This is a genomic window from Variovorax sp. GW823-FHT02B07 (assembly GCF_058797695.1).
On sequence record NZ_JBXAJX010000003.1, the window covers coordinates 511,942 to 533,885 of the forward strand.

Genomic DNA, 21,944 nt, shown 5'->3' on the forward strand with positions numbered 1-21,944 from the left:
CAGGGTAAATGGTGATGTTTTGGCATAGGTTGTGCTTCAAAGTTCGGGCCTGAAAAAAGTGAATTCATTGCCCACCGATCGCCCATGAAGGAACACCCCATGTCTCACGCCGGTCTTGTCCAGCGCCTGCCCCGCCTGTCGAAGCGCAGCCTGCTGGGAGCTTCCCTGCTCGCGATGCTGTGTGCCGCACTGCCTCACCCCAGCGCCCACGCGCAGGGCCCGCGCAACTTCGCCACGCTGGCAATGGTGGCCGAGCCGCAGACGCTCGACCCGATGGCCTCCACGGCCGACCTGGTCGGAACCATCATGCAGCACGTGTACGAGACGCTGTACACCTTCGACGCCAAGTGGAACGTGGTGCCGATGCTGGCCGAGGGCATGCCCAAGATCTCGGCCGACGGCAAGACCTACGCCATCACGCTGCGCAAGGGCGTGGCGCTGCACAACGGGCGCGAGCTCACGGCCGACGACGTGGTCGCCAGCCTGCAGCGCTGGATGGACCAGTCGCCGCGCGGCAAGGCTGTGGGCAAGGAAATCGAGAGCCTCAAGGCCAAGGGTCCGCTGGGCGTGGAAATCGTGCTGAAGGCGCCGTACGCGCCGCTGCTGTCGCAGCTGGCTTTGCCCAGCAATGGCACCGCCGCGATGATGGCCAAGGAATCGATGGCCTCGCCGCTGAAGGACTTCGTCGGCACCGGCCCCTACAAGTTCAAGGAGCGCCGTCCCGACCAGTTCGTGCTGCTCTCGCGCTTCGACAAGTACAGCGCACGCAAGGAAGCCGCGAACGGCTATGGCGGCAAGCGCGAAGCGGTCATCGAAGAGCTGCGCTTCGTGCCCGTGCCCAACGCGAGCACGCGTGTCGAAGGTGCACTCGCGGGCCAGTACGACTTTGCCGACCTGCTGCCGGTGGAAGCGCTGCCGCGCCTGGAGAAGGCCAGTGGCAAGACGCTGCCGATCATCACGCCCGCGTTCGGTTTTCCGCTGGTGGTCTTCAACACCAAGGAAGGTCCGCTCGCCAGCCAGGCCGTGCGCCAGGCCCTGCAGACCGCGATGGGCCAGGGCGAGATGCTCGCGGCCGGCTTCGGCGACACGCGCTTCTTCATCGCGGAAGCGAACCACTTCCCCAAGAGTTCGCCGTTCTACTCGGCGGCGGGCACCGACCAGTACAACCAGCGCAACGCCACCAAGGCCAAGGATGCCGCCGCCAAGGCCGGCTACAAGGGCGAGCCGATCCGCGTGCTCACCAGCCGCCAGTACGACTTCCACTACAACATGTCGCTGCTGATGGCCGAGCAGCTCAAGCGCGCCGGCTTCAAGGTCGACCTCAACGTGGTCGACTGGGCCACGCTCACCCAGCGCCGCAACGACCCGCGGCTGTGGGAAATCTTCATCACCCATTCGGGGCTGTTCCCCGAGCCCATGCTGTCGCCACCGCAACTGGGCGACGGTGCACCCGGCTGGTGGGACTCGCCCGCCAAGAAGGCCTCGCTCAGCGCCTTCAACACCGAGAGCGACCCGGCCAAGCGCGGCGCGCTGTGGGGCAAGGTGCAGCAGGTGGTGTACGACGAGGTGCCCTACATCAGCGTCGGCAAGTTCAACGCGCTCTCGGCCAAGAGCCCGGCACTGGACAACTACCAACCCACGAACTGGCCCTTCTTCTGGAATGTGAAGATCAAGTAGGAGACGCGCTTGTTCCGTTTCATTGCCTCGCGCTTCGCCGGCATGCTCATCGTGCTGGCGCTGGTGGCCGTGCTGGTCTTCGTGCTCACGCGCGCCGCCTCGGGCGACCCGATCTCCGTGCTGCTGGGCGACCAGGCCACCGCCGCCGACATCGCCCGCGTGCAGAAGGACTACGGCCTCGATAAACCGCTGCCCGTGCAGTTCGGCTACTGGCTGCGCGAAGTGCTGCAGGGCAACCTGGGCACCTCGATCTTCCTGCAGCGCCCAGTCACGCAGGCGCTGTGGGAGCGCGCCGAGCCCACCACCTTGCTCGCGCTGCTGGCCGTGGCCATCGCCGCGCTCATCGGCGTGCCCTGCGGCATCGTCTCTGCGGTGTTCCGTGGCCGCGTGGTCGACCAGTTCTTCACCGGCATCGCGATGCTGGGCGCGAGCATCCCCAGCTTCTGGCTGGGCATCGTGCTGATCCAGATCTTCGCGGTGTCGTTCGGGTGGTTCCCGGTGTCGGGGTACGGCGCGCCCGATGCGCCGTTTGCCGAGCGGCTGCATGCGCTGGTGCTGCCGGCCACCGTGCTGGGCCTGCTGAACTCCGCGCTCATCATCCGTTTCACGCGCGCCTCGATGCTCGACGTGCTCGGCGAAGACTACGTGCGCACCGCGCGCTCCAAGGGCCTGAGCGAGAAGGTCGTGGTGCTCAAGCATGCGCTGCGCAATGCATTGGTGCCCATCGTCACCGTGATCGGCCTGACCGTCGCACTCATGATCGGCGGCGCCGTCATCACCGAGACCGTGTTCGGCCTGCCCGGCGTGGGCAACCTCGTGGTCAACGCCGTGCTGCGGCGCGACTACCCCGTGATTCAAGGTGCTCTGCTCGTGATTGCCGCGATCTACGTGCTCATCAATTTCTCGATCGACCTGCTGTATGCGGTGGTCGATCCGCGCGTGAAGGTCTGAACGATGCGCATGCCTCGAATGCTCCGCCAGCTGATGCACCGCCGCATCGTGATGGTCTCCGCCCTGGTGCTGCTGGTGATTGCCGTGCTCGCTGTCGGTGCGCCGCTGTTCGCTTCGGCCGACCCCAACGACACAGCGGTGCTGCAGCGCCTGAAGGCGCCCAGCGCCGAGCACCTGCTGGGTACTGACGAACTCGGGCGCGACATGTATGCGCGCATCGTGCACGGCGCCCGTTACTCGCTGGCCATTGCGGCACTCACCGCACTGGGTGCGGTCATCGCCGGCACCGTGCTGGGTTTGATGGCAGGCTTCTTCCGCCGCCTCGATGCACCGCTGATGCGCGTGGTCGACGCCATGATGTCCTTCCCCGACATCCTGCTGGCCATCGCGCTGGTGGCCATCCTCGGGCCGTCGTTGATGAACACCGTGCTCGCGCTGGTGCTGGTCTACACGCCGCGTGTCGCACGCGTGGTGCGGGCTTCGACGCTGGTGGTGCGCGAACTGCTGTTCGTGGAGGCCGTACGTGCCTTGGGCGTGCGCACCTCGCGCATCCTGTGGCGCCACATCCTGCCGAACCTGATGTCGCCGATCCTCGTGCAGGTGTCGTTCATCTTCGCCTACGCGATCCTGGCCGAGGCGGGCCTGTCTTTCCTCGGTGTCGGCGTGCCGCCCGAGATCCCCACCTGGGGCACCATGGTCGCGGGCAGCCAGCAGTACGCGCACCAGGCCTTCTGGGTGGTGCTGTTCCCGGGGCTGGCGATCATCTTCACGGCGCTGTCGCTGCAATTGCTGGGCGATGGTGTGCGCGACCTGCTCGATCCGAAGCTCAAGAAGACCTCGTGATGAACACCGCGAACACTACCCCACGCCTCACGGTCACCAACCTGAGCACCAGCTTCCCCACCGAAGACGGATTGATCCGCTCGGTGGCCGATGTGAGTTTCTCGATCCAGCCCGGCAAGACCACCGCGCTGGTGGGCGAATCGGGCTCGGGCAAGTCGGTCACCAGCCTCACGCTGATGCGCCTCTTGCCCAAGACCGCCAATGCGCAGGTCAGCGGATCGGCTTCCTTCGTCACCCGCGAAGGCAAGACGCTCGACCTGCTGCAGATCGGCGAGCGCGAGATGCGCTCGCTGCGCGGCAACCAGCTGTCGATGATCTTCCAGGAGCCGATGACCAGCCTGAACCCGGTGTTCACCATCGGCGAGCAGATTGCCGAGAGCGTGCGCCTGCACAAGGGGCTCGATCGCAAGGCCGCGCTGGCCCATGCGCTGCGCATGCTGGAGCTGGTCGAGATTCCCGCCGCCGCGCAACGCATCCACGAGTACCCGCACCAGCTGTCGGGCGGCATGCGCCAGCGCGTGATGATTGCGCTGGCCATGGCCTGCGACCCGACGCTCTTGATCGCCGACGAGCCCACCACCGCGCTGGACGTGACCATCCAGGCGCAGATCCTGGAATTGATGCGCCGGCTGCAGGCCGAGACGGGCATGAGCATCCTGTTCATCACGCACAACCTGGGCGTGGTGGCGCACCATGCCGACGACGTGGTGGTCATGTACTCGGGCCGTGTGGTCGAGCGTGCGCCCGTGCGCCCGCTCTTCGCGCAGCCTGAGCACCCGTACACGCAGGGCTTGTTGGCCTGCCTGCCGGGCAAGGCGCGGGTTCCTGGGCAACCCAAGCCCAAGCGTCTGTTCGCCATTCGCGGGCAGGTGTCGAGCCCGCTGGCGCCGCCACCCGGTTGCGCCTTCGAGCCGCGCTGCGACCAGGCACTGCCCGAATGCCGCAGCGCCATGCCGCCGCTGATCGACATTCGGCAAGACCGCCAGGCGCGCTGTGTGCGCGTGCAGCCCGACCAACCGCTCGCGAGGGCTGCATGATGACCACCGCTGTTTCTTCTTCCTCTCCCCTCATAGAAGTCCGCGGGCTTAAAAAATACTTCGGCAGCAGCGAGCGCCCCGTGCGTGCGGTGGACGACGTGTCCTTCGCGATCCACCCCGGCGAGACACTGGGCCTGGTCGGCGAATCGGGCTCGGGCAAGAGCACCATCGGGCGCACCGTGCTGCGCCTGGTCGAGCGCACCGAAGGCCAGGTGCTGTACCGGGGCGACGACATCGGAGATCTTTCGGGCGAGCGCATGCGCAAGCTGCGCAGCAAGCTGCAGATCATCTTCCAGGACCCGTACGCCAGCCTGAACCCGAAGATGCGCATCAGCGCCATCCTCGGTGAAGCGCTGTCCACGCACGGCCTGCACAAGGGCGCCGCCGCGCGCGACAAGCGCATCGCCGAGCTGCTCGAAACCGTGGGCTTGCGCCCCGAGCATGCGAGCCGCTTCCCGCACGAGTTCTCGGGCGGCCAGCGCCAGCGCATCGGCGTGGCGCGCGCGCTGGCCGTGGAGCCCGAGTTCATCGTGGCCGACGAGCCGCTGTCGGCACTGGACGTGTCGATTCAATCGCAGGTGATCAACCTGCTGGCCGATCTGCGCGAGCGCCTCGGTCTCACCATGCTCTTCATCTCGCACGACCTCGACGTGGTCGAGTACCTGTGCGATCGCGTGGTGGTGCTGTACCTGGGCAAGGTGATGGAAGTGGCCACCACCGAGGAGCTGTTCGCGAACCCCTCGCACCCCTACACCCAGGCGCTGCTGGCTGCGAGCCCGAAGCCCGACCCCGAGATGGCGACCGAGCGCATCGCACTGAAGGGCGACATTCCCAGCCCGATCTCGCCGCCCTCGGGCTGCGTGTTCCGCACCCGCTGCCCGCATGCCATCGAGGCCTGTGCGCAGACGGTACCGCCGCTCGAGGAGATTTCCGCAGGACACTACAGCGCCTGCATACGCAAAGAACTGCTCCCCCACACCGCCGTTGCACGACCATGACCGACATTTCTTCCTCGACACACGATTTCATCGACCCGCTGCTGAGCGACCGCTTCAAGGGCTACCCGCGCACCCAGCCGCCGCGCCTGCGCAGCGAAGTCGGCGCCGCCGGCTGGAACGTGCTGGCCGGCGACCTGCCGCTGCCGCTGGCCGTGCTCAAGCGCGAGGCGCTCGAACACAACCTCGCGTGGATGCAATCGCGCGTGCGTGAATGGGGCATCGACCTCGCACCGCACGGCAAGACCACCATGTCGCCGCAGCTGTTCCAGCGCCAGCTCGACGCCGGCGCCTGGGGCCTGACCTTTGCCACCGTCACGCAGCTGGCCGTGGGCGTGGCCGCCGGCGCGCGTCGTACGCTGATCGCCAACCAGGTCGTGAGCGACGAAGACCTCGCGGGCATCCAGCTGCTGCTGGCCGACCATGCGGACCTGCGTGTGGTGTTCCTGGTCGATTCGATCGCGCAGCTGGCGCTGATCGAAGACTGGTCGAAGCGCCATCCCGCCAGCGTGCCTTTCGAGGTGATGCTCGAGATCGGCATCGACGGCGGACGTACCGGTTGCCGCACGCACGCGGAAGCGGTCGCCGTGGCGAGCGCGGTACGTGCCAGCAGCGCCGCGAAGCTGGTGGGCATCGAGAGCTACGAAGGCCTGAATGCCACCGGGTCCACCGAACAGGACACCGCCTTCGCCAAGGCCCTGATGGACCGGATCGAAGCCGTCGCGCGCCACTGCGACACGCAGCAGCTCTTCGAGACCGACGAGGTGCTGGTCTCGGCCGGCGGCTCGGCCATCTTCGACCTCGTGGCCGGACGCCTCAAGCCTGCCCTGGGCTCGCCCGTGCGCGGCCTGCTGCGCTCGGGCTGCTACGTGACGCACGACCATGGCTTCTACAAGCGCATGGTGAATGTGGCGGATGAGCGCATGGGGTGCGAGTGCGGTGAGGGCCTGACACCGGCGATGGAGGTCTGGGCCAACGTGCAGTCGCGGCCCGAGCCGGGACTGGCGATTCTCTCGGTCGGCAAGCGCGACGTCTCTTTCGACATGTCGATGCCCATCCCCATTGCACACGCGGCACGCGGTGCATTGCAGTCGCATGCGGTGCCCGCCAGCTGGAAGGTGACCGCGCTGAACGACCAGCACGCCTACCTGCGCTGGGACGCGAACGACGAAGCGCAGGCACCGGTCGTCGGCGACCGCGTGGGCCTGGGTATCTCGCACCCCTGCACCACCTTCGACAAATGGCACTGGATGCCCGTGGTCGAGAACGACTACCGCGTGAGCGATGCGGTCGTGATCCATTTCTGAGCAAGGCGACGCATTCCCCCATGAACACACAGAAGAACAGCGCGACGCTGCTCGAAGGCGGCCTCGTGGTCGACGGCTCGGGCGGCCCCTCGTGGCCCGGCGACGTGCTGCTGCAGGGTGACCGCATCCTGGCGTTGGGCGAAGGCCTGCGCACGCGCCTGCCTGCAGGGTTGAACATCGCCGACGTCGACGTGGTCGACTGCCGCGGCAAGGTGATCGCGCCCGGCTTCATCGACGCGCACACGCACGACGACGCCATCGTGCTGCGCGACCCGCTGTGCCTGCCCAAGGTGTCGCAGGGCATCACCACCGTGGTCACGGGCAACTGCGGCATTTCGCTGGCGCCGTACCGCACGCCGCAGTCGAAGCCGCCGCTCACGCTGCTGGGTGCGGATTCGTTCAAGCACGCGACCATGGCCGAGTACCGCGCCGCCGTCGATGCGACGCAGCCCGCGCTCAACGTGGCCGCGCTCGTAGGCCACACCACGCTGCGCTTCGCGGCGATGCAGGCGCTCGACCGGCCCGCGAACAGCGATGAACTGGCACACATGGCCGCGTTGCTCGACGACTGCATGGCCGCAGGCGCGCACGGTCTGTCGTCGGGCCTGTTCTACGAAGAGGCCTTTGCGGCACCCGCCGAAGAGGTCACCGCGCTCGCGCGCGTCGTGGCGCGCCATGGCGGCGTGTACGCCACGCACCTGCGCAGCGAGATGCAGCAGATCATCGAAGCGATGCACGAGGCCGGCGACTCGGCGTTCGAGGCCGGCGTGCCCTTGATCATCTCGCACCACAAATGCGCAAGCCCGGCCAACTGGGGCCGCACCAAGGAAACCCTGCCACTGATCGACGCCCTGTCGCAGCGCCAGGAGATTGCGATGGACGTCTATCCCTACGTGGCCGGCTCCACCGTATTGCGCGAGGACATGGTGGACGGCGTCATCGACGTGCTGCTGACCTGGTCCGAGCCCCACCCGGAGATGACCGGCCGCCTCATCGCCGACATCGCACGCGAATGGGGCACGACGGAGAAGGAGGCCAGCCTGCGCCTGAAGCCCGGCGGTGCGTGCTATTTCTTGATGCAGGAAGAAGACGTGGAACGCGTCATCGCGCATCCGCGCAGCATGATCGGCAGCGACGGCCTGCCGCACGACCGTCATCCGCACCCGCGCCTGTGGGGCACGTTCCCGCGCGTGTTTGCGCGCTACTGGCGCCAGCGCAAGCTCTTCACGCTGGAGCAGGCGGTGCACAAGATGACGGGCATGACGGCGCGCAACCTGCGCATCGCCGACCGCGGCCTGCTGCGCGTCGGCACGATGGCCGACGTGGTGGTGTTCGACCCCGAGACCATCACCGACACCGCGACCTACGACCAGCCGCTGGGCGTGAGCGAAGGGATCGAGCGCGTGTTCGTGAACGGCGTGCTCGCGTACCGAGGCGCGAGCGAGGCGCGCGTGCTCGCGCGCGCGGGGCGCATGCTGACACGGCAATCACGCGCCGCGAACTGAACATCGCCGCGCCCCTTCCCCGCCATCCCGTAGAGTGCACGCATGATCGAATCCACCACCCTTCGGTACTTCTACGAGGTCGCGGCCTTTGGCTCCGTGCGCGTGGCGGCGGAAAAGCTCTTCGTGGCCCAGAGCGCCGTGAGCCGGCAGATCGCGCTGCTGGAAGACGAACTGGGCGTGCCCGTCTTCGAGCGCCATGCACGGGGCATGGCGCTGACCGCGGCCGGCGAACTGCTGCTTCGCTATGCGCAGGACAACAAGACGCAGCTGGCCGACCTGAAGGGCCAGATCCACGAGTACGAGACGCTGGCCAAGGGCCATGTGCGGGTGGGCTGCGTGGAAGGCATCCTGCACGGCCTGCTCACCAGCTTCATGCCGAGCTTCATCCGCACGCACCCGGGCATCACCTTCTCGCTCGATCTCATGGGCTCGCATGCGGTGGGCGAGTCGGTGGCGGAGCACAAGTACGACCTGGGCATTCTGTTCGGCGCCTCGCCGCGCCCCGACCTCATCGAGCTGCAGAAGATCGAACAGCCGCTGTGCGTGATCGCCTCGACGCAGCACCCCCTGGCACAACAGCGCAGCTGCACGCTAGCGGAAGTCGCCGACGCGCCGCTGGCGTTGCCCGACCGCTCCTTCGGCCTGCGCCAGCTGGTCGACCGCGTCAGCTCCAAGGGAAAGTTCAAGCTGAACATCGCGGTCGAGACGAATTCGCTGTCCTTCGCGAGCCGGCTGGTCGCGGAGTCGGACCTCATCACCTTCCAGCCGAGCGACGTGGTCGCGCCGCTGATCGAGGCCGGCAAGGTGGTGGCCATTCCGCTCACCGATGCGTCGCTGCGCTCGGCGCGCGCCACGCTGGTCGCGAGCTATTCCCGACGGCTGTCGCTTGCGGCGAATCACCTGTCGCAGTCGCTGATCGCGTACATGCAAGGGTGGCAACGGCCCGTGAAGCCGGGGCGCGCCAACGCCGCTCGCACGCCCGCCAGGGGAAAGCCGGAGTAGTCCCCGCGCGCGGGATCGTCGGCATCGAAGGGCTCAACCCGGCAGCGTGACCGTGACCATCTTGATCTCGGTCATCGCCTCCAGCGTGTGCATGCCGCCCAGCCGGCCGATGCCGCTCTTCTTGCCGGAGCCGCCGCCAAAGGGCAGGTGGATTTCCCACCAGGTGGTGCCCGCGTTGATGTTGACGATGCCGGCGGGGATCGCCTTGGCCATGGCGATGCCGCGGCCGATGTCTTGCGTGAAGACGCCCACCGAGAGTCCGTAATCGTTCTGCAAGGCCAGCGCCAGGGCCTGCGCTTCGTCCTGGAAGGCAATGACCGGCACGACGGGGCCGAAGGTTTCTTCGCGGCACAGCCGCATGGCGGGCGTGACGTCGCGCACCACGGTGGGCTCGAAGAAGAGGTCGCTGCCCAGGTCCGGCCGCGCGCGGCCGCCGCACAGCACGCGTGCACCCTGTTCAACGGCATCGTCCACATGCGCGCGCACCTTGGCCGCCACCTGGGCGTTGTTGAGCGGCCCCATGGTCGTCGCGGAATGCAAGGGGTTGCCCAGCACCTGCTCGGCGGCCTTGGCGACCAGCTTGTCGCAGAGGCGGTCGACCACGCTGGCATGGGCCAGCACGCACCCGGTCGCCGCGCACACCTGCCCGGCATTGAAGAACGCGCCGCCTGCCGCTGCAGCGGCTGCCGCATCGAGGTCGGCGTCTTCGAAAACGATCAGGGGCCCATTGCCCCCTAGCTCGAGCAGCAGGGGCTTTCCGGCGCCTCGCTCGGCGATGCGCTGGCCCGTCGCGGTGCTGCCGGTGAAGGCGATGGCGGTCACGTCCGGGTGCACGACCACCGCATCGCCCACGGTCGCGCCCTCGCCGATCACCAGGTTGAGAACGCCGGCGGGCAGGCCGGCCTTTTGGATGGCAGCCATCAGCGCGCAGGCCACGAGCGCGGTGGACGGCGCGGGCACCCAGACGAGGGTGTTGCCGGTGGCGATGCCGGGGGCGATGTATTCCACCGGAATGTTGACCGGGAAGTTCCAGGGCGTGATGACGCCATACACGCCGCGCGGCTGCCGCAGCGTCATGACGAGCTTGCCCGGGTCTTCCGCCGGCAGCGTCTTGCCGCCCATCTGCTTGACGAGTTCGGCGGCGAGCCGGAAGCCGTCGGCGGCCTTGGCGACTTCGCCGAGCGCCTCGGCCAGGACCTTGCCCTGCTCGCACGACAGCGTGTGCGCGAGGGCCTCGCGCGCGGCATCGATCTCGGCCGCGATCGCCATGCACATCGCGGCGCGTTCGAACACGGGCGTAGCAGCCCACGCGTTGGCCGCGGCCTTGGCGGCGGCGACCGCCGCGTTCGCCGTCTCGCGGCCCGACCGGGGCACGGTGGCGATGGTTTCGCCGTTGGCCGGGTTGACCACCGGCAGGGTGTCGACGGTGGTCGACCAGCGCCCGCCGATGTGGTTGCCCGTTTCGACTTCGGATATGCAGTGGTTGCGCATGGCCTAGCCGTACGAATACGCGATCGACGCGGCGTGGCGCTGGCCTTCGCTGCCGCTGGCACGCGAATCCACGCTGGACGTGGACGGCCTGTACCCGGCCGGCGCCGGGGCCGCGACGCCCACATGGCGCTCGGTCTGCGCATCGAAGCAATGGGTCGATGCGGCCTCGCGGACCTGCAGGTGCACGAGGTCGCCGGGCTTGAGGGCCACGCGGTCGCGCACGGACACGCACCAGGGCGTCTCGCTGCCCGCCACCGTGCCGTAGATCTGCGTCTTGTCGCCCGTCGACTCCGTGAGGATCACGCGCAACGCCAGGCCTTCCGGGGCCAACTGCAGGTGCTCGGGCCGCAACCCGAGCAACACGTGCTGTCCATCGGCCAGCAGCGGCGTGCACCCGGACGTGGGCAAGTCCCAGGCCTGCCCGTCGGGCAGCGCGAGCCAGGTGCGGCCGTGTGCGCGATGCACCTGCCCCTGCGTGAAGTTCATGGCGGGCGAGCCGATGAAGCCCGCCACGAAGCGGTTGACCGGGCGGTCGTAGAGCTCGAGCGGCGCACCGACCTGCTCCACCCGGCCCGCGCGCATCACGACGATGCGATCGGCCATGGTCATGGCTTCCACCTGGTCGTGCGTGACGTAGACCATGGTGTTGCCCAGGCGCTGGTGCAGGGCCTTGATCTCGGCGCGCATCTGCACGCGCAGCTGCGCATCCAGGTTGGACAGCGGCTCGTCGAAGAGGAACAGCGCGGGCTCGCGCACCACGGCGCGGCCCATGGCGACGCGCTGGCGCTGTCCGCCCGAGAGCGCGCGCGGCAGGCGGTCCAGGTAGGGCGTGAGGTTGAGCAGGCCGGCGGCCTTTTCGATGCGCGGGCGGAAGTCGCTTTCGGCCTCGCCGCGCGTGCGCGGGCCGAAGGCGATGTTCTCGTAGACCGACAGGTGCGGGTAAAGCGCGTAGCTCTGGAACACCATCGAGATGTTGCGCTTTTGCGGCGACAGGTCGTTGGCCCGCGCACCGCCGATGCGCAGCTCGCCGCCGCTGATGGGCTCCAGCCCCGCGATCATGCGCAGCAGCGTCGACTTGCCGCAGCCCGAGGGGCCGACGAGCACGACGAACTCGCCGTGGGCAATGTCCAGGTCGATGCCGTGCACGACGGGCACGCCGGCGAAATCCTTGCGCAGTTGCTTGAGTTGAACCTGAGCCATGGGGTCTCCTTGTCTTTATGGAAGTGAGTCGCTGGCTCAGTAGTCTTCGACCGTGATCTCGCGGGCCATGGGCAGGATGCCCGCCATGAGGCCCGCGTCCACCGGCAACGCCACGCCCGTGATGACGCGCGCGGCGGGCGACGCCAGGAACAGCACGGCATCGGCCACGTCGTCCGGTGTCGCGAAGTCGCCCAGGGGGTACCACTTCTTCAGTTGCTCGAACACCTGCGGGTTCTTGTCGGCCCGCGCCTGCCAGGCGGGCGTCTTGACGGTGCCCGGCAGCACGATGTTGGCGCGGATGCCGTAGGTGCCCAGCTCCATCGCGAGCGAGCGGGTGTAGCTGACCAGCGCGGCCTTGGCCGCGCTGTAGGCCGGGTGGCCGAGCGTGGTCAGCGCGTTGACCGAGCCGATGAGCACCAGCTGCCCGCTGCGGCGCTCGACCATGGCGTGGCGCACCGCCTCCACGCAATGGAACGCGCCATTCAGGTTGAGCTGGATGTCGGCCTGCCAGTCCTGCGGCGTGGTCTTGCGCACCGTCGGCCCGCGCGCGGCGCCCACGTTCGACACCAGCACATCCACCGGCCCGACCGTGGCGACGGCCGCGGCCACCTTCTCGCACAGGCCTGCGCAGTCGGTGACGTCCGCCACCAAAGGATGCAACCGCGCCAGGTCGTCGGCACTCACGCCCTGCCCGGCCAACACGGCCGCCAGGCCTTCCAGCGCGCCCGCGTCGTGGTCCAGCGCGATCAGCCGGTCGCCGGCTTGCAGCACGCGGCGGCACAGGGCCTGGCCGATGCCGCCCGCGGCGCCCGTGACCAGCGTCACGCGCCGGGATGGCGCGTGGGGATGAACAGGAGACGGAGTCGAAATTGATGTGTCCACGCAATGCGCCCTGTGAATTGCCAATACCTCTCCCGACCGGGCGGCAATGAATTACCGCGCGCAATTCGAGCTCGAATTCTGAAGCGTACAGGAGGCCACGGGAAATTGGCCTTCAATATTTCGCAGGCAGGGTTCTGTTTTTTAGAAATCGAGGGTTAGCTCTATCTATGGCGTCATTCGACCGACTCGTAAGATAAAAAAGCGCAAACATTGATCGCAGCAGATCCCGACGTGTATTCAATTAATTTTCAATCACTTCACGAGGAATTAAATATGAAAAAACGAAATACAACTCTATTGGCAGGCGCAATTCTTCTGGGTATTTCCTCCCTCACGGCCCAGGCGGGAAATATCCGCATCGCCATGTCCAGCTACAGCGACAACACGCGCCCCTGGCTGGAGGCGCTGGCCCGGGACTACGAAAAGGCCAACCCGGGAGACAAGGTCAAGGTCGAGGTGGGAAGCTGGGAGAACATGCAGCAGAAACTGCAGGCGGAAATCGCCAGCAACAACCCGCCCGACCTGGCCCACGTCGCGACCCGCTGGGTGGGCGACTTCGTGAACGACGGCTTGGTGGAGCCGGTCGACAATTACGCCAATGCGGCGTTCAAGGACCAATTCATTCCGGCCTTCCTGAAAGCCGGCAATATCAACGGAAAGCCTTATGCGCTGCCTATTGCGGCCAGCGTGCGCGCCATGTTCTATAACAAGGACATGCTGAGCAAGGCGGGCTTTCCCAATGGCCCCAAGACCTGGGACGACGTGATTGCCGCCGCGAAAAAGATCAAGGCCACGGGGGCCTACGGCTATGGCATTCAGGGCAAGGACCTGGATACCGACACTTATTTCTACTACGCGCTGTGGAGCATGGGCGGCGACGTGCTCGATGCGGGCAACAAGGCCGCCTTCAATTCGCCGACCGGCGTGAAAGCCGCCACGCTCTACAAAAGCATGATCGACCAGGGCCTGACCGAGCCCGGCGTGGCCGGCAACACGCGCTACGACCTGCACAACCTGTTCAAGCAGGGGCGTTTGGGCATGGTCATTTCGCTGCCGCCGCTGGCCAAGGAAATCGCCAAGGACGCGCCGCAACTGAAATACGGCATCACCGGCGTGCCCAATGGCGGCAAGGACATCACCTTCGGCGTGACCGACTCGATCATGATGTTCAAGACCTCGAAGAACAAGGAAACCGCCCAGAAATTCCTGAACTTCATGTTCTCGAAAACCGCGCGGCTGAAGTTCGATCAGGGCGAAGGCTTCATGCCGGTGACGCGCGAGGTGGCCAACGACCCCGTGTTCAAGGATGACCCGGTGCTCTCCGAGTTCGTGACCCTGCTGCCCAACGCGCGCTTCGCCCCGCTGGTCGCCGGCTGGGAAGACTCGGCGCAGGCCGTCACCAACGCACTGCAGGCCATCTACCAGGGCAAGGCGGAACCGAAGGCGGCGCTGGACAAGGCCGCGGCCGAAGCCAACACCAAGCTCAATAAGAAGTAAGCAAGCAAGCCCCGGGGCGCAGCCCTGGGGCTGCGCCAGCTTTTCGCGTGTCGCACCACGCCCAACCACGCCTATCCGATCGAATCGACCTATGCAGAATCCCGTTCGAGGCCCTGCCCTGGCTTGGGGGCTGATTGCGCCGAGCCTGTTGCTCACCCTCTTCATCCTGGCCTATCCGCTGTCCACCCTGGTGTTCCAGTCGGTGCACGACATCTCGCGCTTCGGCCTGCTGCGGGCCTTCAACGGCCTGGACAACTTTCGCACCGTGTTCACCGATCCGGTGTTCGCCCATGTGGTGTGGCGCACGGTGCAATGGACGGTGTGCGTGGTCGGCGGCGCCGTGCTGTGCGCTGTGCCGATCGCGCTCATCCTGCAGCAGGACTTCTATGGTCGGGGCGTGGCGCGCACGATCGTGATGCTGCCCTGGGCGGTGTCGCTGACCATGACGGCCATCGTCTGGACCTGGTCCTTCAACGGCCAGTACGGCATGGTCAATGCGAGCCTGGCGATGGTCGGGATCATCCGGGAGCCGATCAACTGGCTGGCCGATGGACAGCTCGCGTTCTGGGTCGAAGTGGGCGTGGGCATCCTGGTGTCCATCCCCTTCACCGTGACCATCTTCCTGGGCGGGCTGTCGTCGGTGTCGCAGGACATCTACGAAGCGGCCGGCATCGAAGGCGCGTCGCGCTGGCAGCAGTTCCGACGGCTCACGCTGCCGCTGCTCAAGCCCTTCATCCACATGGCGATCGTGCTGAACGTGATCTACGTCTTCAACTCATTCCCCATCATCTGGATCATGACGCAGGGCGGGCCGGACAACGCCACGCACATCCTCGTCACCTGGCTGTACCAGTTGGGCTTTCGCCTGGGCCGCCCCGGCGAGGCAGCCGCCATTTCGCTCGTGATGCTGGCCTTGCTGCTGGCCTTCACCGTGTTCTACCTGCGCCTGCAAAAGCGCCAGTCCGCGAAGGCCGCCGCATGATCCGCCCCGACAAACTCGTGCGCAGCCTCTGGTGCTGGCTGCTGCTCGCACCGCTGGTGGCCGTGGTCGTCTTTCCGCTCGCGGTGATGTTCTTCACGGCGCTCAAACCAGCCTCGGAGATCTACGTCTATCCGGCCCGCTGGCTGCCCCAGCAGTGGCAGTGGAGCAACTTCTCCGCCATGTGGACCCAGACCGGGTTCGGGCGCGCGCTGCTGAACAGCCTGCTGGTGTCGCTCTCTGCCACGGTGCTGACGATCGCCGTCAGCGTGCCTTCCGCCTACGCGCTGGCGCGCCTGAAGTTTCGCGGCCAGGGCGGCTACCGGCAGTTCCTGCTCATCACCCAGATGATCTCGCCCGTGCTGCTGGTGGTGGGCCTGTTCAAGATGGCGGCCAGCCTGCCCTGGTTCGAGGGCGGGAACATGACCGACTCGCGCCTGTCCGTGGTGGTGGCCTATGGCGCCTTCGGCATTGCCTTTGCCGTCTGGATGATGACCTCGTACTTCGAGACCATTCCGCGCGACCTGGAAGAGTCGGCCTGGCTCGAAGGCTCGGGCCCGGTGCGCACGGTCTGCAAGGTGTTCCTGCCGCTGGCGCTGCCGGCCATGGCGGTCACGGCACTGGTCACTTTCGTCAATGCGTGGAACGAGTTCGCCGTGGTCTACACGCTGATCCGCTCCACGGAAAAGCAGACGCTGACCGTGCTCGTCACCAACATGGTCGCGGGCCAGTACGTGGTGCAGTGGGAGCTGGTGATGGCCGCCGCCATCTGCGCCGTGGTCCCGGTCGCCATCCTGTTTGCGTGGATGCAGCGCTACATGGTGCAGGGCTTGACCGCGGGCTCGGTCAAATAGCGACCGCAGCGGCATCACAGCCCGCTGCTACCCGCTGCGCCCGCCCCCTTCGAATAATGCGGCGACGGCCGGCGCGCACCCTGCGCCGGCCGGTTTCGCCCCCACCTCATCCGAAGGAGACAAACCCGATGGCTCGCAAGATCCTGATGCTCTGCGGCGACTACGCCGAAGACTACGAAACCATGGTGCCGTTCCAGACCCTGCTGGCCGTCGGCCACACCGTGCATGCGGTGGCGCCCGACAAGAAGGCCGGCGACTGGGTACACACCGCCATCCACGATTTCGAAGGCGCACAGACCTACAGCGAGAAGCCGGGCCACCGCTTCACGCTGAACGCCAGCTTCGACGAGGTGCGTCCCGAGGCCTACGACGCGCTCGTGATCCCCGGCGGCCGCGCGCCCGAGTACCTGCGCATGCACAGCCGCGTGGTGGAGATCGCACGCCACTTCCTGGCCACCGACAAGCCGGTGGCCGCCGTCTGCCACGGCGCGCAGCTGCTCGCGGCCACGGGCCTCATCAAGGGCCGCAAGGTGTCGGCCTACCCGGCCTGCCAGGTCGAGGTGGAACTGGCCGGCGCCGAGTACATGGGCATCCCGGTCGACCAGGCCGTGACCGACCGCAACCTCGTCACCGCACCGGCCTGGCCGGCGCATCCGGCGTGGCTGTCGCAGTTCCTCGCGGTGCTGGGCACGCGCATCGAACATTGACCTGAACGGATGGGCGCGGACGGCGCTACAGTGCGGCGTCGCCCCCACCACCCTGCCTCTCGAGGAGATGGCCCATGTGCGAAGTCTTCATCAGCGCCGATCCGCAAAGCTACGACGCGCGCACGCGCTCGGTGCGGCTGCACGGCGTGGTCACCAGCATCCGGCTCGAGAACCTGTTCTGGCAAGTGCTCGAAGAGATCGCGCAGCGCGACGGCATGGCCGTGGTGCAGCTCATCGAGCGGCTGTACGACGAGCTGGTGGCGGCGCGCGGCGAGGTCGGCAACTTCGCGTCGTTCCTGCGCGTGTGCGCGTTGCGCTACGAGGCAATGGTGGCGCAGGGGCGGATTCCGGCCGACACGTCGGTCGCGATCCGCTCGCTCGATGCGAACGCCGTGCTGCATGAACTGCCGCAGGGATGGGGACGGCCATCGCCCGTGCCGCAGCCGGGCGAGGCCCGCGTGCACACGCTCCACACCGCCGCGCGGCGGCATGCGTAGACGCCGCCCTTGCGCGCCCCTTCACGAGATCACCAGCGCATCTTCACGCCGACGCTCGCATTGACCCCACTCTTGATGCGCGAGTCGCCGCCGGAGCCCGACCACAGCTTGCCCAGCTCCACATACACGCTCGTGTTCTCGGCCACCTGCAGCGTGGCCCCCGCCGCCAGCTCGGTGCTGCTGCCGCCGGTGCGCGTCGCGATGTCGGTGAAGCCGGCCGGGCCGACGAAGCGGGTGACGTCGGTGCCGCGGCTGCTGCGGTGGAAATTGACCCGCACATAAGGCTGCAGCACCCCGGCGCTGGTGACGAACTCGCCCTTCACGCGCACGCCGGCGCGTGCCCGCCAGCCGTTGTGGCTGTTCTGCTGCACCAGCGCGCCGGAGATGCCCGTGTCGCCCAGGCTCACCCGCTGGTGCACCAATTGCACCTGCGGCTCGACGGTCCAGTTCTGCGCGATGGGAATCGACTGCCCCACCTCGATGGACGCCAGCAGGCTGTTGCCCTTGCCGCCCCGGGAGAAGCCCAGCGTGGGCCTGGCGGTGTAGCGGTGGCGCCCGGCCTGCAGCACGCCGTCGACGTACACGCCGCTGGCGTGCTTCCAGGTGGCATAGGCGCCCAGGTACTCGCTCTTCTGGTTGTTGGTGCCCACGCCGAGGTTCGCCAGGCCGCTGGCAAAGCCGTTCACGCGCATGTCGCCGTCGAGCTGGCCGACGTACACGCCCGCGTGCCAGTCGGGGTTGGCCCACAGGTCGGTGCCGGCCTGGAAGCCCGTGAGGCGCCCCTTGCTCGTGGGGCTCACGGTGCCGCCCTGCGCGATGGTGCGGTCGGTGCTGATGATGCGCCCCCACGCCTCGCGGTAACCCTGCGTGGGCTTGGCCGGGTTTGCGCCCGCTACAAGGTCCTCACCCATGCGCAGGCGCCTGTTGCCGAGCATCGCGAAGCTGGACTGGCGCAGCTGCTCGGGCAGCGCGGCATACAGCGGCACTTCGGCGCGGTAGGTGGGCACGGCGAGCACGGGCACGACGCCGGTGCCGCCAGTGCCCGAGCCGCCACCGCCGGCAGGCGGCGTGACGGGCGGGACAGGCGTCACGGGCGTCACGGGTGCAGCGGTCGAGCGCAGGTACCAGTTCTCGCCCGCGCCGGCGGCATCGGCCGCATGCAGCCGGTACTCGTAGGCGCCCGCATCCACGTGCGTGCCGGCCAGCACGAACGCGCTCTTGGTCGTCTGCGCGGTGGTGGTCGCGCCGTTGAGGGCGCTGATCACCTCGATGCCGTTGCCGGTGGTGAGCGCGCCCAGGCCGCCCAGGTTGGTGATCTGCACATTCGTCGTGCCGCTGGCGACGGCGGTGGCGCCGCTCAGAATGAGCCGGTCGCTCGCGCTGGCGCTGCCGCCCAGCGCGGTGCCCAGCCGCAGCGTGCCGCCGTTGCCGACCCAGGGGCCGTTGACGGTGAGCGTGGTGCCCGGCACCGCGCCCACCAGCGAGACGGTGCCGCTGTGGGCCATCGACGCGAGGGTCTGGCTGTTGCCCGCCAGGTCGAGCGTCGCGCCGGTGGCCACGGTGAAGGGGCTCACGCTGCTGAGCACGTTGGCCGCGCCCGCGCGCAGGGTGCCCGCCGCGACGTTGGTGGCGCCCGAGTGGGTGTCGGCACCGCTCAGCGTCAGCACGCCCGCGCCGATCTTCACGAGATCGCTGGCGCCGGAGATCGCGCCGGTCCACGTCAGGGCGTTCCCGTTGGTGTCGATGGTGCCCGTGCCGCCCAGCAGCAGGGCGTTGCTGACGGTGAGGCCGCCGGCGCCCGCGATGACGCTGGCGGTGGCGCCCGCGCCGATCGAAATCGCGCCCGTCATCGACGAGCCGGTGTTCAGCGTGAGGCTGTTGGCGCCGCCCGTGAACGCGACCGCCGCGGCGCGCGTGACGCCGTCGCCGCCCAGGCCGCCCGAGATGGTTCCGCCGTTGGTCAACGCGAGGTTCGCGCCGGTCACCCCGACGCCGCCCACGCCGTTGGCACCGCTCGGTCCGCCGTTGCTGTTGGCCCCGCCGGCGCCGCCCGCCCCACCGGCGATGGTGCCGGTGTTGGTGAGGGTTGCGCCCGCGCCGGTCGATGCGAGGCCCGCCCGGCCGTCGCCGCCAGCGCCCGGTGAACCGGTGCCGCCCGCACCGCCGCCGGCCGCGCCGCCTGCGCCCCCGGCACCGCCCGTGATCGCGCCGGAGTTGTTGACGGTGACGGCGACACCCGCCAACGTCGCGCCGATGCCCCCTGCGCCGCCGCCGCCGCCCGAGGCGTTGGAACGGGCGGGTGCCAGTTCGGCCCCACCGGCACCGCCCGCCCCGCCCGTGAGGGGACCGGTGTTGGTGAAGCTGAGCCCCGGGTTGGTCGCGTTCAGGTAGAACCCGCCGCCCCCGCTGCCACCGCCGCCGCCCTGCGAGAAGGCGTCGCCGCCCTTGCCGCCGGCGCCGCCCGTGGAAGATCCCGTGGCCGTGTAGCTGCCGAGCGGGCCGCTGAGGATCGAACCGTAGCCGCCCGCGCCGCCACCACCCGCGGCCCAGTACCCGTTGCCGCCCGCGCCACCGATGCCGCCGGTGTAGCTGTCGGACGAATTGGCCACGTTGTTGGCGATCGACATGCCCTGGAAGCCACCGCCGCCGCCCCCGCCATAGCCGTTGCCGTTGCCCGGGTCGCCGGTCTGCGCCTGGCCCGCGCCGCCGGCGTCGCCCTGGAACGCCCCGGGGCCGGTGGGCGTGCTGGCGGCGCCGGCCGCGCCGCCCGTGCCCGGCGTGGCGCCGCCGAAGCCGCCGATGTTGGCGTTGGCCCCCGCCGTGACACCGCCCGGCGTGGACGATCCGCCCGCGCCGCCGAAGGCGTTGACCGTGGTGTCGTTGAGCCCGCCGCTCCCGCCCGTGCCGTCGCTGCCGCCCGTGCCCGCGTTCAGCGACGCGTCACCGACCGGCTGGCCGCCCGCGCCGCCGGCCGCGAGCACCGGCACGACGCAGACCCACAGTGCCGCCGCTGCAGCCACCGCGCGCACGCCGCCCCCACTGCACGATCGCGCGTGGCCGCGCGCGATTTCCGGCGCGGCCACCCAGGTGCCGGCGGTGGGACTCCACAGGGTTCGGAAGATCTTGTTCATGACTCAACTCCCTCTTCGTTCACTGACTGGGCAGGTGGACCTCCGTGTGCAGCAGCAATGGCTTGCTCCTCCCCACGGCGACGATTTCGGATGTGCAAGTCAAAAATGTAAGAACGCGTGCCAGTTACGCGTATCCCTGCAAGGGGCTACCCTGAAACGGGAGCGACCGGCCCCATGCGGGGCCATGTCGCCTCTGTCAGGGCGTTCGGTAGACGGTCTACCCTGTCGCGTATCCATACGTAACATGTGACTTTTGGACAGCACAATCTCTCGCCCTGGGTGCGGCGCCCAAAAGAAAAGGCACCCTCTCGGGTGCCTTGTTCATTGCGGATGCGCCCTGGGCGCGCGCTGTCAGTCCAGCGACACGTTCGCCTTGCGGATCACGTCGGTGAAGCGCTTCGTTTCGGTCGCCACGAACTGGTCGAACTGCGGGCGCGTGGTGGGGAACGGCTCGTAGCCGAAGCTCTTGAACTTCTCCAGCACGTCGGGTTCGGCCAGGCCCTTCTCGATGTCGCGCTTGATCTTGTCGGTCACCGAAGCCGGCAGGCCCTTCGGCACGGCGATGGCGTTCCAGCCGATGACCTCGAAGCCCTTGGGGCCGCCCGATTCGCTCACGGTCGGCACGTCGGGGAAGGCGGCCACGCGCTGGGGCGCTGCCGCGGCCAGGAAGCGCAGCTTGTTGGCGCGCTGCAGCGGGCCGGCGGTGGCGCTGCTGCCCAGCGCAAAGGCCAGCTCGCCGGTGGCGACCGAGGTGTACAGCTGCGTGGTCTCCTTGTAGATCACGTGCTCCATCTGCGTGCCGGTGGCCGACTCGAACAGTTCCGAGCCCAGGTGCACCGGGTTGCCGACCGACCACGAGCCGTAGTCGAGCTTGCCGGGGTTGGCCTTGGCGTCGGCGATGAGATCGCCCACGGTCTTGTACTTGCTGTTGGTCGCGACGGTGAAGAAGAAATACGTCTTGAACAGCGGCAGCAGTGCGTCGAAGTCCTTCGATGCGTCGTAGGGCAGCTTCTTGAACAGCGCCGGGTACGCGGCCAGGTGCACGTTGTCGAGCACGATGATGTCGTGGCCGTCTTTGGCGCCGCGCTTGAAGGCGTCGATGGCGATGAAGCCGTTGCCGCCCGGGCGGTTCTCGACCACCACCGGCTGGCCCCAGGCGCGCGAGAGCTTGTCGGCCACGAGGCGGGCCACGCCGTCCGGACCACCACCGACCGGGAATGGCGTGATGATGCGCACGGGCTTGGTCGGGAAGGCCGCAGGCTGCTGTGCCGAGGCGGTCAGCGGCAGCAGGCCGCCGGCGGTCAGGGCCAGCACGGCCGCTGCGATGGCGCGGCGCGAAAGCGACGAACGGAAGAAGGACATGAGGGAAGTCTCCGGTTTGATGAATCG

At 68.1% G+C, this 21,944-nt stretch carries 18 protein-coding genes; 13 read left to right on the top strand and 5 right to left on the bottom strand.

The features are described from left to right. The first annotated feature begins 99 nt into the window (after window positions 1–99). Genes AC1RGU_RS20205 through AC1RGU_RS20240 form a run of 8 tightly spaced genes read left to right on the top strand, consistent with a single transcriptional unit; the run spans window position 100 to window position 9,317 of the window. Window positions 100–1,677 carry an ABC transporter substrate-binding protein gene (locus AC1RGU_RS20205; protein ID WP_492697598.1) on the top strand — a complete coding sequence of 526 codons (1,578 nt, stop codon included), beginning with the start codon at window positions 100–102 and terminating at the stop codon, window positions 1,675–1,677. A gap of 9 nt (window positions 1,678–1,686) precedes the next feature. Continuing rightward, window positions 1,687–2,628: an ABC transporter permease gene (locus AC1RGU_RS20210; protein ID WP_095746728.1), complete on the top strand. Its 942-nt coding sequence runs from the start codon at window positions 1,687–1,689 to the stop codon at window positions 2,626–2,628. A 3-nt stretch (window positions 2,629–2,631) separates the two neighbouring features. Beyond that, window positions 2,632–3,471, top strand: a complete 840-nt coding sequence (locus AC1RGU_RS20215; RefSeq protein WP_062482920.1) for an ABC transporter permease — start codon at window positions 2,632–2,634, stop codon at window positions 3,469–3,471. Continuing rightward, window positions 3,471–4,508, top strand: coding sequence for an ABC transporter ATP-binding protein (locus AC1RGU_RS20220; protein WP_095746730.1), 1,038 nt, complete (start codon window positions 3,471–3,473; stop codon window positions 4,506–4,508). Before AC1RGU_RS20215 ends, AC1RGU_RS20220 begins: the two co-directional genes overlap by 1 nt. Beyond that, window positions 4,508–5,506: an ABC transporter ATP-binding protein gene (locus AC1RGU_RS20225; protein WP_492697601.1), complete on the top strand. Its 999-nt coding sequence runs from the start codon at window positions 4,508–4,510 to the stop codon at window positions 5,504–5,506. The genes AC1RGU_RS20220 and AC1RGU_RS20225 overlap by 1 nt, the downstream gene beginning before the upstream one ends. Then, window positions 5,503–6,810: an alanine racemase gene (locus tag AC1RGU_RS20230; protein WP_492697603.1), complete on the top strand. Its 1,308-nt coding sequence runs from the start codon at window positions 5,503–5,505 to the stop codon at window positions 6,808–6,810. Before AC1RGU_RS20225 ends, AC1RGU_RS20230 begins: the two co-directional genes overlap by 4 nt. A 20-nt stretch (window positions 6,811–6,830) precedes the next feature. Next, the gene (locus AC1RGU_RS20235; RefSeq protein ID WP_492697605.1) at window positions 6,831–8,315 is read left to right on the top strand and encodes an N-acyl-D-amino-acid deacylase family protein; all 1,485 of its coding nucleotides are present in this window, start codon (window positions 6,831–6,833) and stop codon (window positions 8,313–8,315) included. A 42-nt stretch (window positions 8,316–8,357) separates the two neighbouring features. Beyond that, window positions 8,358–9,317: a LysR family transcriptional regulator gene (locus tag AC1RGU_RS20240; RefSeq protein ID WP_492697607.1), complete on the top strand. Its 960-nt coding sequence runs from the start codon at window positions 8,358–8,360 to the stop codon at window positions 9,315–9,317. Between the two features lie 33 nt (window positions 9,318–9,350). On the opposite strand, the gene AC1RGU_RS20245 is transcribed toward AC1RGU_RS20240, so the two are convergent. From AC1RGU_RS20245 to AC1RGU_RS20255, 3 genes are read right to left on the bottom strand one after another with little or no spacing between them, the layout of a single operon-like run. Further along, window positions 9,351–10,808, bottom strand: a complete 1,458-nt coding sequence (locus tag AC1RGU_RS20245; RefSeq protein WP_492697609.1) for an aldehyde dehydrogenase family protein — start codon at window positions 10,806–10,808, stop codon at window positions 9,351–9,353. 3 nt (window positions 10,809–10,811) lie between these two features. Then, window positions 10,812–12,008, bottom strand: a complete 1,197-nt coding sequence (locus AC1RGU_RS20250; RefSeq protein WP_492697611.1) for an ABC transporter ATP-binding protein — start codon at window positions 12,006–12,008, stop codon at window positions 10,812–10,814. Between the two features lie 36 nt (window positions 12,009–12,044). After that, window positions 12,045–12,833 (bottom strand): SDR family oxidoreductase, encoded by a 789-nt coding sequence (locus AC1RGU_RS20255; protein WP_492697613.1) that lies wholly within the window; start codon window positions 12,831–12,833, stop codon window positions 12,045–12,047. 330 nt (window positions 12,834–13,163) lie between these two features. Between AC1RGU_RS20255 and AC1RGU_RS20260 the strand changes: the two genes are divergently transcribed. The 5 genes from AC1RGU_RS20260 (at window position 13,164) to AC1RGU_RS20280 (ending at window position 17,424) form a co-directional block, all read left to right on the top strand. Next, window positions 13,164–14,387 carry an ABC transporter substrate-binding protein gene (locus tag AC1RGU_RS20260; protein ID WP_492697615.1) on the top strand — a complete coding sequence of 408 codons (1,224 nt, stop codon included), beginning with the start codon at window positions 13,164–13,166 and terminating at the stop codon, window positions 14,385–14,387. Between the two features lie 91 nt (window positions 14,388–14,478). Beyond that, complete coding sequence (locus AC1RGU_RS20265; protein ID WP_062481532.1) at window positions 14,479–15,369, top strand: carbohydrate ABC transporter permease; 891 nt, start codon at window positions 14,479–14,481, stop codon at window positions 15,367–15,369. After that, complete coding sequence (locus AC1RGU_RS20270) at window positions 15,366–16,220, top strand: carbohydrate ABC transporter permease (protein WP_095948089.1); 855 nt, start codon at window positions 15,366–15,368, stop codon at window positions 16,218–16,220. The genes AC1RGU_RS20265 and AC1RGU_RS20270 overlap by 4 nt, the downstream gene beginning before the upstream one ends. Window positions 16,221–16,348: 128 nt before the next feature. Further along, a complete protein-coding gene (locus tag AC1RGU_RS20275; RefSeq protein WP_492697617.1) occupies window positions 16,349–16,927 on the top strand; it encodes a DJ-1/PfpI family protein in 579 nt (192 codons plus the stop codon). A gap of 74 nt (window positions 16,928–17,001) precedes the next feature. After that, complete coding sequence (locus AC1RGU_RS20280) at window positions 17,002–17,424, top strand: ribbon-helix-helix domain-containing protein (RefSeq protein WP_369645131.1); 423 nt, start codon at window positions 17,002–17,004, stop codon at window positions 17,422–17,424. Window positions 17,425–17,453: 29 nt separating this feature from the next. Here AC1RGU_RS20280 and AC1RGU_RS20285 read toward each other — a convergent pair whose 3' ends face one another. Then, complete coding sequence (locus AC1RGU_RS20285; RefSeq protein WP_492697619.1) at window positions 17,454–20,555, bottom strand: autotransporter outer membrane beta-barrel domain-containing protein; 3,102 nt, start codon at window positions 20,553–20,555, stop codon at window positions 17,454–17,456. A 351-nt stretch (window positions 20,556–20,906) separates the two neighbouring features. Next, complete coding sequence (locus AC1RGU_RS20290) at window positions 20,907–21,917, bottom strand: Bug family tripartite tricarboxylate transporter substrate binding protein (RefSeq protein WP_062482455.1); 1,011 nt, start codon at window positions 21,915–21,917, stop codon at window positions 20,907–20,909. Between the last annotated feature and the right edge of the window lie 27 nt (window positions 21,918–21,944).

What these genes read in the sequence shown, in the direction of transcription:
- AC1RGU_RS20205 (WP_492697598.1), top strand. Translation starts at nt 100, where the DNA reads ATGTCTCACGCCGGTCTTGTCCAGCGCCTGCCCCGCCTGTCGAAGCGC.
- AC1RGU_RS20215 (WP_062482920.1), top strand. Translation starts at nt 2,632, where the DNA reads ATGCGCATGCCTCGAATGCTCCGCCAGCTGATGCACCGCCGCATCGTG.
- AC1RGU_RS20220 (WP_095746730.1), top strand. Translation starts at nt 3,471, where the DNA reads ATGAACACCGCGAACACTACCCCACGCCTCACGGTCACCAACCTGAGC.
- AC1RGU_RS20225 (WP_492697601.1), top strand. Translation starts at nt 4,508, where the DNA reads ATGACCACCGCTGTTTCTTCTTCCTCTCCCCTCATAGAAGTCCGCGGG.
- AC1RGU_RS20230 (WP_492697603.1), top strand. Translation starts at nt 5,503, where the DNA reads ATGACCGACATTTCTTCCTCGACACACGATTTCATCGACCCGCTGCTG.
- AC1RGU_RS20235 (WP_492697605.1), top strand. Translation starts at nt 6,831, where the DNA reads ATGAACACACAGAAGAACAGCGCGACGCTGCTCGAAGGCGGCCTCGTG.
- AC1RGU_RS20240 (WP_492697607.1), top strand. Translation starts at nt 8,358, where the DNA reads ATGATCGAATCCACCACCCTTCGGTACTTCTACGAGGTCGCGGCCTTT.
- AC1RGU_RS20245 (WP_492697609.1), bottom strand. Translation starts at nt 10,808, where the DNA reads ATGCGCAACCACTGCATATCCGAAGTCGAAACGGGCAACCACATCGGC.
- AC1RGU_RS20250 (WP_492697611.1), bottom strand. Translation starts at nt 12,008, where the DNA reads ATGGCTCAGGTTCAACTCAAGCAACTGCGCAAGGATTTCGCCGGCGTG.
- AC1RGU_RS20260 (WP_492697615.1), top strand. Translation starts at nt 13,164, where the DNA reads ATGAAAAAACGAAATACAACTCTATTGGCAGGCGCAATTCTTCTGGGT.
- AC1RGU_RS20265 (WP_062481532.1), top strand. Translation starts at nt 14,479, where the DNA reads ATGCAGAATCCCGTTCGAGGCCCTGCCCTGGCTTGGGGGCTGATTGCG.
- AC1RGU_RS20270 (WP_095948089.1), top strand. Translation starts at nt 15,366, where the DNA reads ATGATCCGCCCCGACAAACTCGTGCGCAGCCTCTGGTGCTGGCTGCTG.
- AC1RGU_RS20275 (WP_492697617.1), top strand. Translation starts at nt 16,349, where the DNA reads ATGGCTCGCAAGATCCTGATGCTCTGCGGCGACTACGCCGAAGACTAC.
- AC1RGU_RS20280 (WP_369645131.1), top strand. Translation starts at nt 17,002, where the DNA reads ATGTGCGAAGTCTTCATCAGCGCCGATCCGCAAAGCTACGACGCGCGC.
- AC1RGU_RS20285 (WP_492697619.1), bottom strand. Translation starts at nt 20,555, where the DNA reads ATGAACAAGATCTTCCGAACCCTGTGGAGTCCCACCGCCGGCACCTGG.
- AC1RGU_RS20290 (WP_062482455.1), bottom strand. Translation starts at nt 21,917, where the DNA reads ATGTCCTTCTTCCGTTCGTCGCTTTCGCGCCGCGCCATCGCAGCGGCC.